We start from the raw sequence: 13087 nt of genomic DNA, 5'->3' as shown, positions 1-13087 counted from the left end.
GAGGTTGGCATTGTCGGGCCAGCTGTTGAGGGGCGCGAAACGCTGGGCGCCCTGGCCGCCACCGCCGCGCCCGTCGGCGATCCGGTAGGTGCCGGCGGCATGCCAGCTCATCCGGATGAAGAGACCGCCGTAGTTGCCGTAGTCGGCGGGCCACCAATCCTGCGAATCGGTCAGGACCGCGGCGACGTCGGCCTTCAGCGCCTCGACGTCGAGTTTCGCGAATTCCGCGGCGTAATCGAAATCCTCGCCGAGCGGGTTCGATTTCGACGAGTGGGCATGCAGTATCGAGACATCGATCTGCTCCGGCCACCAGTCGCGGTTGCTGCGGGGGCGATGGTCGGTATGGGGTGTGGGCGAGGGGATCGCCGGGTTCTCGCTCTCGCTGGCGCTGCGGGTTTCCGTGTCAGGAGCGGGCGGACGGCTTTCGGAGGTCACGACATTCCTTCCTGAATTATGGTGCGGGCTGCGATCAGGGGTGCGGAACTTTCGCGCAGTCGGGGCACAGGCCCCAGTAGATGACCTCGGCCTCGTCGATCGTGAAGCCGTGATCGTCGGACGCGGTCAGGCACGGCGCGGAACCGACCGAACAGTCGACGTCGGCGATCGCCCCGCACGTCCGGCATACGACGTGATGGTGGTTGTCGCCGACCCGCGATTCGTACCGCGCCACCGACCCGGGGGGCTGAATGCACCGGATCAGGCCTGCCGCGGTGAGCGTACGCAACGAGTCGTACACCGCCTGATGTGATACCGCCGACAGGTCGGCCCGCACGGCGCGGATGATCGTATCCGTGTCGGCGTGCGGGTGGTCCTGCACCGCGCCCAGCACCGCGACTCGCGCGGCCGTGACGCGAAGCGGAACTCCCCGCAGCATCTGCTGGAAGTCCGTGGCTGTATGCACGTACGGAAGTCTCGTCTCTTTTCTTGAATGAGTCAAGTATTGAGCCCGCCCGCGCCCGGCGCCGCGCGCAGGAAGCGATCCATGCGCGCCGCGGCCTCCTGCGGCGTATGCCCGTCCCAGGCTACCGGCCGGCAACGCTCCGGAATCCGGAACAGGTCCCAGTGTCGCACCTCGTAGTGATTGGCGATCTGCCCGGTGGGCAGAGTGGCGTACACGACGAACCAGCCGCCGCCGAAGCACAGCTCACCGTCGCTGTGACGCAGACTCTTGTGCACGTCGTAGCGGCCGGTACCGGCCCATTCGTTGAAGGCCAGGGCGTTGTACAGCATCCGGTAGCGATACAGCTCCGCAAATGTATGGCGACCGTCGCTGGTGTTCTCGTCGACCCCGGCACTCATACCGCCATCCTCCCGCCCCGGGGCCGGGGCGGGGAGGAATCGGGCGGACCGGGGCCGCGGTCCGGAGCCGAGACGGTACGCGGGCGACCGGCCGGTCCGGCGCGCGGAACTCAATCCCCGGGCCGGGGCACGTCGCCGCGCCACCCGCCGCTCTCCCGCGGCCGGGATTCGATGAAACGCTTGAACCGCTCGAGGTCGCCCTTGACCCGGTGGTCCAGGACACCGAGTTTGTCGGCGGCGTTCTCGAGGAAGCCCTCCGGATCGATATCCATCTGGGTGATGACCCGGGTCGTCGAGTCATCGATCCGGTGGAAGGTCACGACACCGGCATGCTTCGGGCCGCTGTCGGACCGCCATGCCACCCGTTCCTCGGGATGCTGTTCGGTGATGGTGGCGTCGAATTCCCGTTCACCGGGCCCGATCTCGACCTTCCAATGCGTCCTGGTGTCGTCGATCTGGTCCACCCGCACGACGCCTTCCATGAATTCCGGGAAGGATTCGAATTGGGTCCATTGGTTGTAGGCCGTGCGAATCGGCACCTCGACCTCGGTGGAAGCGGTAACCGTGCTCATGGCGAGACCTCGCTTTCCTCGGGACCGGCCGGCGTCCACGGTGATAACCGGAAGCGGGCGCCGGTCCGTCGTTCTCGGACACACCGCGCCTACCCGCCGCCCGCCGGCACAAACAAGCAGCGGCCGCGGTTCCCTTCGCGGGGCGCGGCCACCAGCGGTCTCAGGCCGTGCCCGGATCCGGATCAGTACGCGCCGTCGCCGCGTGCGACCGCGCGCAGGGTGCGCGCGATGATCCGCAGGTCCAGCAGCATCGACCAGTTCTCGACATAGGAGATATCGAGTTCGACCGACTCCTCGGGCGACAGATCGGAGCGCCCGCTCACCTGCCACAGGCCGGTGATACCGGGCCGCACCAGCAGACGGCGGCGCATCACCCCGTCATAGGAGTGGACCTCGCGCCGCACCTGCGGGCGGGGGCCGACCACACTCATATCCCGGGCCAGGACATTGAAGAACTGCGGAAGCTCGTCGAGGCTGTACTTGCGCAGGAAACGGCCCACCGGGGTGACGCGCGGATCGTCCTTGAGTTTGAAGAACAGCGGATTTCCGCCGTTCGCGCTGATCAGCGATCCGGTTTCCCGGTCGGCCCGCAGAAACATACTGCGGAACTTGATCATGCGGAACGGTTTGCCGTCCATCCCGATCCGCTCGGACAGATAGAACACCGGGCCGGCACTGGTGCCCTTCACGGCACCGGCGAGAACCAGCAGCACGGGCGCGATCAGCACCAGAACCAGCGCGGCGAAGCAGATATCGAAGACGGTCTTACCGAACGAGAGAGCCCGATCGTATTGGGGCCGCTCGATATGCAGCATGGGCATACCCGCCAGCACCTGCCCCGCGACCCGGGTGCCGGAGATATCCATGACACCGGGCGCCACGATGAGCTCGGTACCGAACGCGTCGAGATCCCACGCGAGCCGCCGGATATCGCGGGGTCCGAGCCGATCGGTGGCCATCACGACCACGGTGTCCGCACCGGTGCGGCGTACCGCGCTGCGCACCGACCGGTCGTTGCCGACGATCGGTATCGCCCGCGCACCCACCTGCAGCACGGCCGGGGTCCCGATCTCACCGCCGGTGGGTGTACAGACACCGACGACGTGATAGCCGTTCAGATCCCGCTCGGAGAACGCGGTCGCGATGGCACCGGCCGAATCCGGGCCGCCGACGACGAGCACCGAGCGCCGGTAACGGCCGAGAGCGCGATGCCGGGCCGCGTGCCCACGCCACAGCGCCCGGGTGGTGACCAGGCCGAGCAGGCCCAGCGGTAACGCGACCACCAGATGCGGATGGGCGATATCGATTCGCAGGATCAGCGAAGCGATGGCGATCGTCCCGAACAGTTGCAGGGTCGCCGACGCCAGCCGCCGGAACTCGTCGGTTCCGGCGCCGACGGTATGCGGCGATCGGGACCCGCTGCGACCCAGCAGTATCGACCATCCCAGCGCGATACCCAAGGTCAGCGCGGCGTCCCGGGGGTCGAGTTCCCATGAGCGGGGACTGGTCGCGGCGATGCTGGACAGTTGCGCGCAGAGGGCGGCCACGCTCACCACCGCCAGGTCGGTCCCCACCAGCCGGCGGACATAGCCGACGCGCCACGAGTCCCGGTCAGCGGGATTCGGCAGGGACAGGTCGACCGTGCCGCCGACCGCCCGGAGATCCAGAACCATGAAACAAACCCGCTCGAACTCGGAACCACCCGCGCCTCCACCGCTCGCATTCGACGGCGGATCGCACGTATTTTCAGTAAGTCCGGCCCGGAAGAGCACACAATATGTCTCATCCGAGCCGGTCTGTTGCAGAAGTATTGCCCTGTTTGCCCTCCCGCACAAGCGGTGGACGCCCACCGGGGCGATATCCGGCATCATCGAAGCAGGCGGGTCCGGGGGAATGACCGGATTGGGTTGGCCGCCATCGCTATACACAGTCCAATCGTTACGGGTTTGCTGAAGATATGCTCTAGGTCACCACAACGCAGAAACCTTCCGGCGATATGTCGCAACTACGCCGGATAGGTGCTAATTTTTCCGTCGATCGGCACAGAGAAGCTGCTTCTCGGGGCTGCGGGGCGCCGCCGATGACCGTGACCGTCCGAGTGGAGCCCGAGTGCATTGCCGATTGTGTGAGTCGACCCGACTGTCCAGCGTTGTGGACCTGGGTGCGACACCTCCTTGTGAGAGTTTCCTGTCCGAGGAACAGCTAAACCTTCCGGAAGTCACCTATCCGCTTCATCTCCGCGTCTGCGCGGACTGTCTGCTGCTGCAGATCCCGGCACTCATCACACCCGCGGACACCTTCACCGAATACGCCTACTTCTCGTCGTATTCGGCGAGCTGGGTGGCGCACGCCCGGGAGTTCGTGGCGGCGGCGCGGGCACGACTGGGACTGGACGCGGATTCGTTCGTGGTGGAGGTCGCCAGCAACGACGGCTATCTGCTGAAGCCGGTGGTCGCGGCGGGTATCCCCTGTCTCGGTATCGAACCCTCGGAGAATGTCGGAGCGGCGGCGCGAGCCGCGGGTGTGCCGACGCTGACCGAGTTCCTGGACGAGGACACGGCCCGGCGGGTACGTGCCGAGTACGGGCCCGCGGACCTGGTGGTCGCGAACAATGTCTACGCCCACGTGCCCGATCTGCGCGGCTTCACCCGGGCGCTGCGCACACTGGTCGCCGACGACGGGTGGCTCTCGATCGAGGTGCACCACGCGCTGAACCTGGTACGCCACGGCCAGTTCGACACGATCTACCACGAACATTTCCAGTACTACACACTCGCCTCGGCCCGGCGGGCGCTGGCCACGGGCGGTCTGGCGGTGGCGGATGTGGAGTTGCTCGGCACCCACGGCGGATCGCTGCGGATCTGGGCCCGCCCGGCCGAGGTGGTGACCGAACCGTCCGGCCGGGTCGACGAGGTGACGGCCCTCGAGGCGGCGGCCGGGCTGCACGATGTGGCCGGTTACGGGCCGCTACGTGACCGCGCCGAAACCGTGCGCCGGGAACTGCTGCGTTTCCTGCTGGACCGCAAGGATGCCGGGGCGACCGTGGTGGGATACGGTGCGCCGGGTAAGGGCAACACTCTGCTCAACTACTGCGGAATCCGTCCCGACCTGCTCGAGTACACCGTGGACCGCAACCCGTACAAGCACGGCCGCTATACGCCCGGCACCCGGATTCCGATCCACGCACCGGATCGTATCGAGGCCGACCGCCCCGATTTCGTCCTCGTCCTGCCGTGGAATCTGGAAACCGAACTGACCGCGCAGCTGGCACCGGTCGCCGAGTGGGGCGGACGTCTGGTGTTCCCGCTACCCGATATGCGCGTGGTCGATCCGGCCGCGGTGGGGGCCGGTGCGCGATGAAGGTCGTATTGTTCTGCGGCGGTTACGGCATGCGCATGCGCAGCGGAGACACCGACGGGGCGCCCAAGCCGATGCAGATGGTGGGCCCGCGGCCGCTGATCTGGCATGTGATGCGCTACTACGCGCATTTCGGGCATACCGAATTCATCCTCTGCCTCGGCTACGGCGCCCATCACATCAAGAATTTCTTCCTCACCTATCAGGAGACGATGTCCAACGACTTCGTCATCCGCGACGGCCGGGTCGAACTGCTGCACTCCGATATCGCCGATTGGACGATCACCTTCGTCGATACCGGGCTGGAATCGGCCATCGGGGAACGGTTGCGCCGGGTGCGCCCGCACCTCGGCGGCGACGAGATGTTCCTGGCCAACTATTCCGATGTGCTCACCGACGCTCCACTGGACACGATGATCGACCGGTTCACCGCTTCCGGCGCGGCCGCGTCGATGATGATCGTGCCGCCGCAATCGTCGTTCCATTGCGTGGATGTCCTGCCGAGCGGGGAGATCAAACAGATCACCCCGGTCGCCGAGCTCGCGATCTGGGAGAACGGCGGATATTTCGTACTCACCCAGCATATCTTCGACCACCTGCCGGAGGGCGGGGATCTGGTCGAGGACGCCTGCGGGGCGCTGGCCGCGCAGGGCCGGCTCTTCGGCTACCGGCACGACGGATTCTGGAAACCGGCCGATACGTTCAAGGAGCGCGCCGAACTCGATGCCGGATACCACCGCGGCGACCGCCCGTGGATGGTGTGGGAGGGCGCGGCCCGGTGATCACGCTGTCCCCCACCGGCCTCACCGAGATCGCACTGCTCGGAGCGCATTGTGACGATATCGCCATCGGTATGGGCGCCACGCTGCTGACGCTCACTCGCGCGCACCCGGGCCTGCGGGTGCGGGCGCTGGTGCTCTCCGGCGGCGGCACCGCGCGCGAGGCCGAGGAATACAAGGCGCTCGGCGCGTTCTGCGCGGGCGCGGATCTCGAACTCACGGTGCTGGACGTACCGGACGGCCGGGCCCCGGCGCATTGGGACCGCGTGAAATCCGAACTCGCCCGCTTCCGGGGCGAGACCGAACCCCAGGTCGTCTTCGCGCCGCAGGGCGCCGACGCCCATCAGGACCACCGGGTGCTGGCGCGTCTGGTACCCACCGAGTTCCGGGATCACCTGGTGCTCGGCTACGAAATCCTCAAATGGGAGACCGACACTCCCCGGCCGGTGATCCTGCATCCGGTTCCGGCGCGGACGGTGCGGGAGAAGGCGCGGCTGCTGGCCGAATGCTATCCCTCGCAGGCCGCGCGCGACTGGTTCGACGCGGACGCGTTCCTGGGACTGGCGCGTGTTCGGGGCGTGCAGTGCCACAGCGCCTACGCCGAGGGATTCGAACTGGTCAAGGCCGTTCTCGATTTCGGAGGTTCGTAACGATGCGTGTTCTGGTCACCGGTCACCAGGGCTACCTGGGCACTGTGATGGTGCCGGTGCTCGTGGCGCGCGGCCATACCGTGCACGGTCTCGATACCGGCTGGTTCGCCGACTGTGTCCTGGGCCCGGCGCCGCACGATCCGCCGGCGACGGCCACCGACCTGCGTGATATCACCGTCGGGCAGCTGAGCGGGTTCGACGCCGTCGTCCATCTGGCGGCGCTGTCCAACGATCCGCTGGGCGCCATGGATCCCGCGATCACCCACGAGATCAACCACCATGCGTCGGTGCGGCTGGCCCGGCTCGCGAAAGAGGCGGGAGTCCGGCGCTTCCTGTACGCCTCGACCTGTTCGGTGTACGGCGCGGCCGGCGAGGATCTGGTCGGTGAGAGCGCTCCGCTGCGGCCACTCACTCCGTACGCCGTGAGCAAGGTCCGGGTCGAGGACGATCTGGCGGATCTGGCGGACGCGGATTTCGCGCCGGTATTCCTGCGCAACGCGACCGCCTTCGGGTTCTCGCCGCGGCTGCGCGCCGATATCGTGCTGAACAATCTGGCCGGGCACGCCGTACTCGACGGGGTGGTGAAGGTGCTCTCCGACGGCACGCCGTGGCGGCCGCTGGTGCACGCGGCGGATATCGCCGAGGCCTTCGCGATATGCCTGGAGGCGCCGGTCCCCGCGATCCACTGCCGGGCCTACAACATCGGGACCGAGGCCAACAACCGGACCGTCGCCGAGATCGCGGGGGCGGTGGCGGACGCGGTACCGGGTTCGCGGGTGGTGATCACCGGCGAGTCCGGCGCCGATCCGCGTTCCTACCGGGTCGATTTCGGCGCGGCTCGGCGTGAACTGGGTTTCGAGGCGCGCTGGACGATCGCCGAGGGCGCGGCGCAACTGGTTCGGGAGTACACCGCGCACGGGTTGACGGCCGGCGGATTCTCGCAGCGTTTCGTCCGGCTGGCGCGGCTGCGGCACCTGGGTGAATCGGGCGCGGTGGACGAGACGCTGCGGCGGGTCAGGATCGGTGCCTGAGGTGGGGCGATTCCAGCAGTTCCCGCCAGCTGCCCGCGGCGCGGTCGCGCGGCGAGACCCTGGTGACCTCCTGCGGCCACACCAGCGCGAGATCGGGATCGTCGTAGGCGACGGCGAGATCCTCGGCGGGGTCGTGCGGGCGGTCGATCCGGTAGCAGATATCGGCGGTATCGGTGAGCGCCTGGAAACCGTGCAGGAAGCCCGCGGGCACGTACAGATGCCGGAAATCGGTGTCGTCCAGCAGGAACGCCTGGTGGCGGCCGAAGGTGGCCGAGTCCGGGCGGATATCGACGAGGACATCGTGAACGGCGCCGTGCGCGCAACGCACCAGTTTGGCCTCGCCGCGCCCGCCGCGGCCGTGCATCCCGCGGATCACGCCCCGCGCCGAGCGGGACTGCGAATCCTGGACGAACGCCGCCGAGGCACCGGCACCGAGCCGGCCGTCGAAGATCCGCGCGTCGAAGGTGCGGGTGAACAGGCCGCGATCGTCGCGGAAGGGTTCGGGCACCAGGAGCAGCACATCGGCCAGTTCCGTCTCGTCGATTCGCACCCGGAGATGGTGCCATGACCGGTATCCGGCTCGCGGAGTCCGCCGCGGCGCGAACCGTGATCCTGGACTCGCGGCGTTCCGGCGCGGTCGCGGATCCGCCGGGCTGCCGGGCCTGCGGTCACCAGGTCGCCGAGACCGTACTCGACCTCGGCCCGATGCCGGCCGCGGATCATTTCCCGTCGGCCGCCACCCTGCCGCGACCCGCCGAGGCGGCCCATCCGCTGTCGATGGCGATCTGCCGCGGATGTGGACTGGCACAGCTGGTCCGAGACGATACGGTCACCGCCGAGCCGCGCGCAGTGGAGCCACGGGCCCTGCGGGAACAGGCCGCCGACGCGGTACGAAGGGTCGCGTCGGCGGGTCTGTTACGCGGCGCGACCATCCGCGAATTCGCCAGCCCACACGGCGGGAGCTGGCTGGAGCTGCTGGCGGAGCGCGGTTTCACTCCGGTCGCCGGTCCGGCGGATATCGTGCTGGATTCCTTCGGTCTCATGCACGAACGCGACCAGGCCGCCGGGATCGCCGGCCGTGCCGCGGCCACCGCCCCCGGTGGCGTGCTGCTGCTGCAGTACCACCCGCTGCACACCATCGCGGCGACCGGACAGTGGAACGCCCTGCGGCACGGCCACTTCGCCTACTACTCCCTGCGGGTGTTGCGCGAAATGCTCGCCGGGGCCGGTATGTCGGTACTGACCGCGTGGGAGTTCGACCTGTACGGCGGGACCGTGCTGATCGCCGCCGTGCACGGCGGCGCCGAACCCGACGACGCGGTGCGCCGTGTCCTGCGGCGGGAGGCGCCGGCCCACGACGCCGAGGCACTACGGACCCTGCAGGACGCGGCGGACCGGCATGCCCGGCAGCTGCGGGCGACCCTGGAGACGGCAGCGGCATGCGGCGCCCGGGTCTACGCGTACGGGGCCGCGTCCCGGGCGGTTGCGCTGCTGTGCCGGGCCGGGATCGGGCGCGATCTGCTGGCCGCGGTCGCGGACGCGGCGCCGGCCAAACGGGGACGCCGGATGCCGGGAACGGATATCCCGATCATCTCGCCCACGGAACTGCTCGCCGCCCGCCCGGATCAGGTGCTGCTCACCGTGCCCGATCTGTTGCCCGAGGTCAGCGAGCGTTTCCCCGAACTCGCCGGACGCTGGCTGGTCGACGACCCCGGCTCACCTGCGCGGGGGCGGCCCATCCCGTAGCGCGCCGATACCGGCCGGGCGGGATCCCGCCCGGCGCCCCCGGACAGCACCCGGCTCGCGCGGTGCCGTCGCGATACCCATTTCCCTGTTGTTCCCACGAAAGGATCAGTGTGGCCGGCGTCTCGGTCTGTGTCCCCGCCTACCAGGCCGGGCGGACGCTCGAGGAGACCCTGCGTTCGATTCTGAGCCAGGACACCGAGTTCGAACTGCTGGTGCTCGACAATGCCAGTACCGACGCGACCGGGGCGATCGCAGCGTCCTTCGGCGACCCGCGACTGCGGGTGGAGCGCAACGATACTGTCCTGCCCATCGGGGAGAACTGGAATCGTGCGATCGCGTTGTCCACCGGTGATCTGGTGAAAGTGGTGTGCGCCGACGATATTCTGCTGCCGGGTTCGCTGGCGGCCCAGGTCGAGGTGATGGCCGATCCGGCGTTCGCGATCAGTTCCAGCCGGTTCCAGGTGATCGACGAGCAGGGCGCGCTGCTGGAAACCGATCTGGGGCTGCCCGGACTCGACGGCGTACGGACCGCGCGGGCCCTGGCCCGCACCATCGTCCGGCGCGGACCCGCCGATTTCGGGCCGACCGCCGCGGCGATGTTCCGGCGGGAGCATTTCGACCGGGTGGGCGGTTTGCGCGGGGATCTGGTGTTCCCGATGGACGTCGACCTGTTCGCGCGCGTGGGTCAGTTCGGGCTCTTCTTCGGATTGCCCGAGGTCGCGGCCGCCTGGCGGGCCTCCAGTTTCAACCTGTGCGCGCGGACCTCCACGATCAGCAAGCTGAGCGAAACCCTGCGGTTCCATCACCGGCTGGCCCGCGACTGTCCCCGGCTGCTGTCGCCGTGGGACGTGACGATCGGGGATCTGCGGCTGGCGCGTACCGCGCTGGAGCGGTTGCGGGTGCGTGCCGGGCGCGAGCTCCGGTCACGGTTCGGGTCCGGCCTATGACCGCGGTCGCGCCACGAGTGCATATGACGGGGTCGGAATGGTCCGGTTCCGCGCCGGGCGGGCTGAACCGCTATTTCACCGACCTCTTCGGCGCGCTCACCGGCCGTCCCGAGATCTCGGTCTCGGCCGCGGCGTTCGGCACCGCGCCGCCGGGCGGAATGTCGTGGGGTCCGGTGGGCGGTTCCACCTGGCGCCGCGCGCGTACCGCGTTCCGGGGCGAGCCGGCCGGGGCGGTGACCGTGCTCGACCGGCATTTCACGCTGTACGGCCCGCCCGCACAACCCTCGCGCGGGCGGCGGCTGGTGATCCACTTCCACGGACCGTGGGCGGCCGAGAGCCGGCTGGCCGGTGGCGGCACGACCGCGGCGCGGGTGAAGTTCACGCTGGAGCGGCTGCGAGCCCGGCCCGCCGACCGGTTCGTGGTGTTGTCGGGCCATTTCCGGGATCTGCTGATCAACGACTACCGGGTGCCGCCGGAGCGGGTGGCCGTGATCGCCCCGGGGGTGGATCTGCACCGATTCCGATCCGCTACCGGGCCCTCCGGTACCGCGCCGGTCGTGCTGTGCGTCCGGCGGCTCGAGCACCGTATGGGTATCGATGTGCTGCTGGGTGCCTGGCCGGAGGTCCGGGCCGCCCATCCGGACGCGCGACTGGTGCTGGTCGGCACCGGAACCGCCGAGAAGGCGCTGCGCGCGCAGGCCGCGCCGCTCGGTGACGGTGTCGTATTCACCGGCGCGATCACCGATTCCGCGCTGGCCGGCTGGTACGCGCGGGCGGCCGTCACGGTGGTTCCGTCGACGGCGCTCGAGGGCTTCGGGCTCATCGCGCTGGAATCACTGGCGGCCGGACGAGCGCCCGTGGTCACCGATTGCGGCGGTCTGCCCGATTCGGTGCGCGGCCTCGACCCGTCACTGATCGTCACCGCCGGAGACGCCGACGCCCTGGCGGCCCGCCTGACCGCGGCGCTCGGCGGCGCGGTCCCCACCGCCGCCGCGTGCCGCGACCATGCCGAAACCTTCTCCTGGGCCGCGGCGGCCGACCGCCATATCGCGCTGTACCGGGAGCTGACCGCATGATCCGCGCCGTATTCCTCTGCCATACCGCCGCCCCCTCCGGCGCCGAACTGGCCGTGCTGAGGCTGGTGACCGCGTTACGGTCGGCGGCGGTGGATGCCTCGGTCCTGCTCACCGCCGACGGTGCCCTGGTCGAGCTGCTGCGTGCCCGCGATATCCCCGTCACCGTGCACCGCACCGGGTTCGACAGCCGTTCGCTGACCATCGCCGGGTCCGGGCCGGGGCGGCTGGCCACCGGGGCCCTGGAACTGGTGCGGCTGGGCGCCGAGGTCGGCGTGGCCCTGCGGGCCGGGCAGGCCGATGTGGTGGTCGCGCAGAGCACGAAGACACTGCTGGTGGGCGCGGTGGCGGCGCGGCGCGCGCGTATCCCGCTGATCTGGCAGGTGCACGACCGGATCGGCGCCGACTATTTCGGCGTCGCGCTCGCCTGGTCGCTGCGGCTGCTGGGCTGGACCGTCGCGCGCGCGATCATCGCGAACAGCCGGGCGACACTGCGCACCCTGTACACCCGGGGGCGGGTGGCGACGGTCGCCTACCCGGGTCTCGAGGACATCGGGCCGGTGACTCGGCCCCCGCAGCGCGAGCCCGGCGATGTACGCATCGTGATGGCAGGGCGGCTGACCCGATGGAAGGGCCACGAGGTGCTGTTCCGGGCGCTCGCGCTGCTGCGGCAGCGGCCGGCCGCGGTCGTCGTGGTGGGCGGGACCCATTTCGGCGAAGAGGATTACCGGTCGGAGCTGGAGGACCGGGCACGGCGGCTGGGCACGCCGATCGAATTCACCGGGCACACCGACGATCCCACCCCGTATTTCGCCGATGCCGATATCGCGGTGCACTGTTCGGTCCTCGCGGAACCGTTCGGCCAGGTCGTAGTGGAGGCCATGCGCGCGGGATGCGCGGTAGTGGCCGCGGGCGCCGGCGGGCCCACCGAGATCGTGCACCCGGATGTGGACGGGCTGCTCACCGCCCCGGGCGACCCGGTCGAGCTGGCGGCCGCCCTGGACCGGCTCATCGCCGATCCCGCGCTGCGTACCCGGCTGGGAGCGGCGGCGCGGGAACGGGCGGCCGAGTTCGGGATCGCGGCGACCGCAGCCGGTGTCGCCGCCGTCCTCGACCGGGTGACCCCGGGGCGGGCGGTACCGGCGCGATGAGCACGGCCACCGACAACACCATCCCGATCCGGATCGTGCATCGGCACTATCCGGTATCGCTGGACGGTCTGCGGACCCCCGACTACGACCTGCCCACCGAGATCATCCCGGCGTTCGCGGACTGGCCGACGGAGAAGCTGCCGCTGGTCACCGCGCTCCCCGACGGGGCGGATGAGCCGCGCACCCGGGCGGCCCGGATTCGCGAATTCGCGATCCTGCTCCGCGATATCGCCTACGTCAGTTTCGGCAAATACGGGCAGTACCTGGTCACGGTGGCGACACTGCCGCTGATCGCGCGGTTGCTGGGCGCCTCCGGGATGGGCCTGCTGGCCGTCGGCATGTCGGCCTATTTCCTCGGCTCGCTGGTGGTGGATCTGGGCATCACGTCCTATCTCGCGGCCCGGGTGCAGGAGTCGGGCACCGATCGCGGGGTGGTCAACCACACCCGCGGCACCTATCTCGCGATCCGGGGCGGGATCCTG

General features: G+C 69.4%; 14 protein-coding genes and 1 pseudogene. 9 read left to right on the top strand and 6 right to left on the bottom strand.

What is annotated here, in order from left to right:
* The 5 genes and pseudogenes from ACWDU1_RS19290 to ACWDU1_RS19270 all read right to left on the bottom strand — a co-directional run.
* Positions 1–435: pseudogene (locus ACWDU1_RS19290) on the bottom strand (catalase/peroxidase HPI); the annotation flags it as partial.
* 34 nt (positions 436–469) lie between these two features.
* Positions 470–874 carry a Fur family transcriptional regulator gene (locus ACWDU1_RS19285; RefSeq protein ID WP_450000217.1) on the bottom strand — a complete coding sequence of 135 codons (405 nt, stop codon included), beginning with the start codon at positions 872–874 and terminating at the stop codon, positions 470–472.
* 59 nt (positions 875–933) lie between these two features.
* The gene (locus ACWDU1_RS19280; RefSeq protein WP_450000215.1) at positions 934–1299 is read right to left on the bottom strand and encodes a WDGH domain-containing protein; all 366 of its coding nucleotides are present in this window, start codon (positions 1297–1299) and stop codon (positions 934–936) included.
* A 110-nt stretch (positions 1300–1409) separates the two neighbouring features.
* A complete protein-coding gene (locus ACWDU1_RS19275; protein ID WP_450000213.1) occupies positions 1410–1871 on the bottom strand; it encodes an SRPBCC family protein in 462 nt (153 codons plus the stop codon).
* A 182-nt stretch (positions 1872–2053) separates the two neighbouring features.
* Positions 2054–3544, bottom strand: coding sequence for a sugar transferase (locus tag ACWDU1_RS19270; protein WP_450000211.1), 1491 nt, complete (start codon positions 3542–3544; stop codon positions 2054–2056).
* A gap of 436 nt (positions 3545–3980) precedes the next feature.
* Between ACWDU1_RS19270 and ACWDU1_RS19265 the strand changes: the two genes are divergently transcribed.
* Genes ACWDU1_RS19265 through ACWDU1_RS19250 form a run of 4 tightly spaced genes read left to right on the top strand, consistent with a single transcriptional unit; the run spans position 3981 to position 7688 of the window.
* Positions 3981–5231, top strand: coding sequence for a class I SAM-dependent methyltransferase (locus ACWDU1_RS19265; protein WP_450000209.1), 1251 nt, complete (start codon positions 3981–3983; stop codon positions 5229–5231).
* Positions 5228–6010, top strand: a complete 783-nt coding sequence (locus tag ACWDU1_RS19260; RefSeq protein WP_450000208.1) for a glucose-1-phosphate cytidylyltransferase — start codon at positions 5228–5230, stop codon at positions 6008–6010. The genes ACWDU1_RS19265 and ACWDU1_RS19260 overlap by 4 nt, the downstream gene beginning before the upstream one ends.
* On the top strand, positions 6007–6657 hold the full coding sequence (locus ACWDU1_RS19255) for a PIG-L deacetylase family protein (protein ID WP_450000206.1): 651 nt from the start codon (positions 6007–6009) through the stop codon (positions 6655–6657). The genes ACWDU1_RS19260 and ACWDU1_RS19255 overlap by 4 nt, the downstream gene beginning before the upstream one ends.
* Positions 6658–6659: 2 nt before the next feature.
* Positions 6660–7688: an NAD-dependent epimerase/dehydratase family protein gene (locus ACWDU1_RS19250; RefSeq protein WP_450000204.1), complete on the top strand. Its 1029-nt coding sequence runs from the start codon at positions 6660–6662 to the stop codon at positions 7686–7688.
* On the opposite strand, the gene rfbC is transcribed toward ACWDU1_RS19250, so the two are convergent.
* Entirely contained in the window at positions 7672–8238 is a 567-nt protein-coding gene (gene rfbC / locus ACWDU1_RS19245; RefSeq protein ID WP_450000203.1) for a dTDP-4-dehydrorhamnose 3,5-epimerase, read from the bottom strand. The genes ACWDU1_RS19250 and rfbC overlap by 17 nt on opposite strands.
* A 14-nt stretch (positions 8239–8252) precedes the next feature.
* On the opposite strand from rfbC, the gene ACWDU1_RS19240 reads away from it, so the two are divergent.
* The 5 genes from ACWDU1_RS19240 to ACWDU1_RS19220 form a co-directional block, all read left to right on the top strand.
* Positions 8253–9434 carry a class I SAM-dependent methyltransferase gene (locus tag ACWDU1_RS19240; RefSeq protein ID WP_450000202.1) on the top strand — a complete coding sequence of 394 codons (1182 nt, stop codon included), beginning with the start codon at positions 8253–8255 and terminating at the stop codon, positions 9432–9434.
* 104 nt (positions 9435–9538) lie between these two features.
* Positions 9539–10381: a glycosyltransferase family 2 protein gene (locus tag ACWDU1_RS19235; RefSeq protein ID WP_450000216.1), complete on the top strand. Its 843-nt coding sequence runs from the start codon at positions 9539–9541 to the stop codon at positions 10379–10381.
* Positions 10382–10404: 23 nt separating this feature from the next.
* Positions 10405–11457, top strand: a complete 1053-nt coding sequence (locus ACWDU1_RS19230) for a glycosyltransferase family 4 protein (protein WP_450000200.1) — start codon at positions 10405–10407, stop codon at positions 11455–11457.
* A complete protein-coding gene (locus ACWDU1_RS19225; RefSeq protein ID WP_450000198.1) occupies positions 11454–12605 on the top strand; it encodes a glycosyltransferase family 4 protein in 1152 nt (383 codons plus the stop codon). The genes ACWDU1_RS19230 and ACWDU1_RS19225 overlap by 4 nt, the downstream gene beginning before the upstream one ends.
* On the top strand, positions 12602–13087 hold a 486-nt coding region (locus ACWDU1_RS19220), incomplete at its 3' end, for a lipopolysaccharide biosynthesis protein (RefSeq protein WP_450000196.1). The genes ACWDU1_RS19225 and ACWDU1_RS19220, both read left to right, overlap by 4 nt.

The organism is Nocardia sp. NPDC003345 (assembly GCF_053589395.1).
Note: the sequence above shows the minus strand (reverse complement) of the source record. Positions and strands in the feature narration are given on the sequence as shown.

Excerpts from the sequence above, each read along its gene's own strand:
- ACWDU1_RS19270 (WP_450000211.1), bottom strand. The coding sequence starts at position 3,544 with ATGGTTCTGGATCTCCGGGCGGTCGGCGGCACGGTCGACCTGTCCCTG.
- ACWDU1_RS19230 (WP_450000200.1), top strand. The coding sequence starts at position 10,405 with ATGACGGGGTCGGAATGGTCCGGTTCCGCGCCGGGCGGGCTGAACCGC.
- ACWDU1_RS19260 (WP_450000208.1), top strand. The coding sequence starts at position 5,228 with ATGAAGGTCGTATTGTTCTGCGGCGGTTACGGCATGCGCATGCGCAGC.
- ACWDU1_RS19225 (WP_450000198.1), top strand. The coding sequence starts at position 11,454 with ATGATCCGCGCCGTATTCCTCTGCCATACCGCCGCCCCCTCCGGCGCC.
- ACWDU1_RS19280 (WP_450000215.1), bottom strand. The coding sequence starts at position 1,299 with ATGAGTGCCGGGGTCGACGAGAACACCAGCGACGGTCGCCATACATTT.
- ACWDU1_RS19275 (WP_450000213.1), bottom strand. The coding sequence starts at position 1,871 with ATGAGCACGGTTACCGCTTCCACCGAGGTCGAGGTGCCGATTCGCACG.
- ACWDU1_RS19240 (WP_450000202.1), top strand. The coding sequence starts at position 8,253 with ATGACCGGTATCCGGCTCGCGGAGTCCGCCGCGGCGCGAACCGTGATC.
- ACWDU1_RS19250 (WP_450000204.1), top strand. The coding sequence starts at position 6,660 with ATGCGTGTTCTGGTCACCGGTCACCAGGGCTACCTGGGCACTGTGATG.
- ACWDU1_RS19285 (WP_450000217.1), bottom strand. The coding sequence starts at position 874 with ATGCTGCGGGGAGTTCCGCTTCGCGTCACGGCCGCGCGAGTCGCGGTG.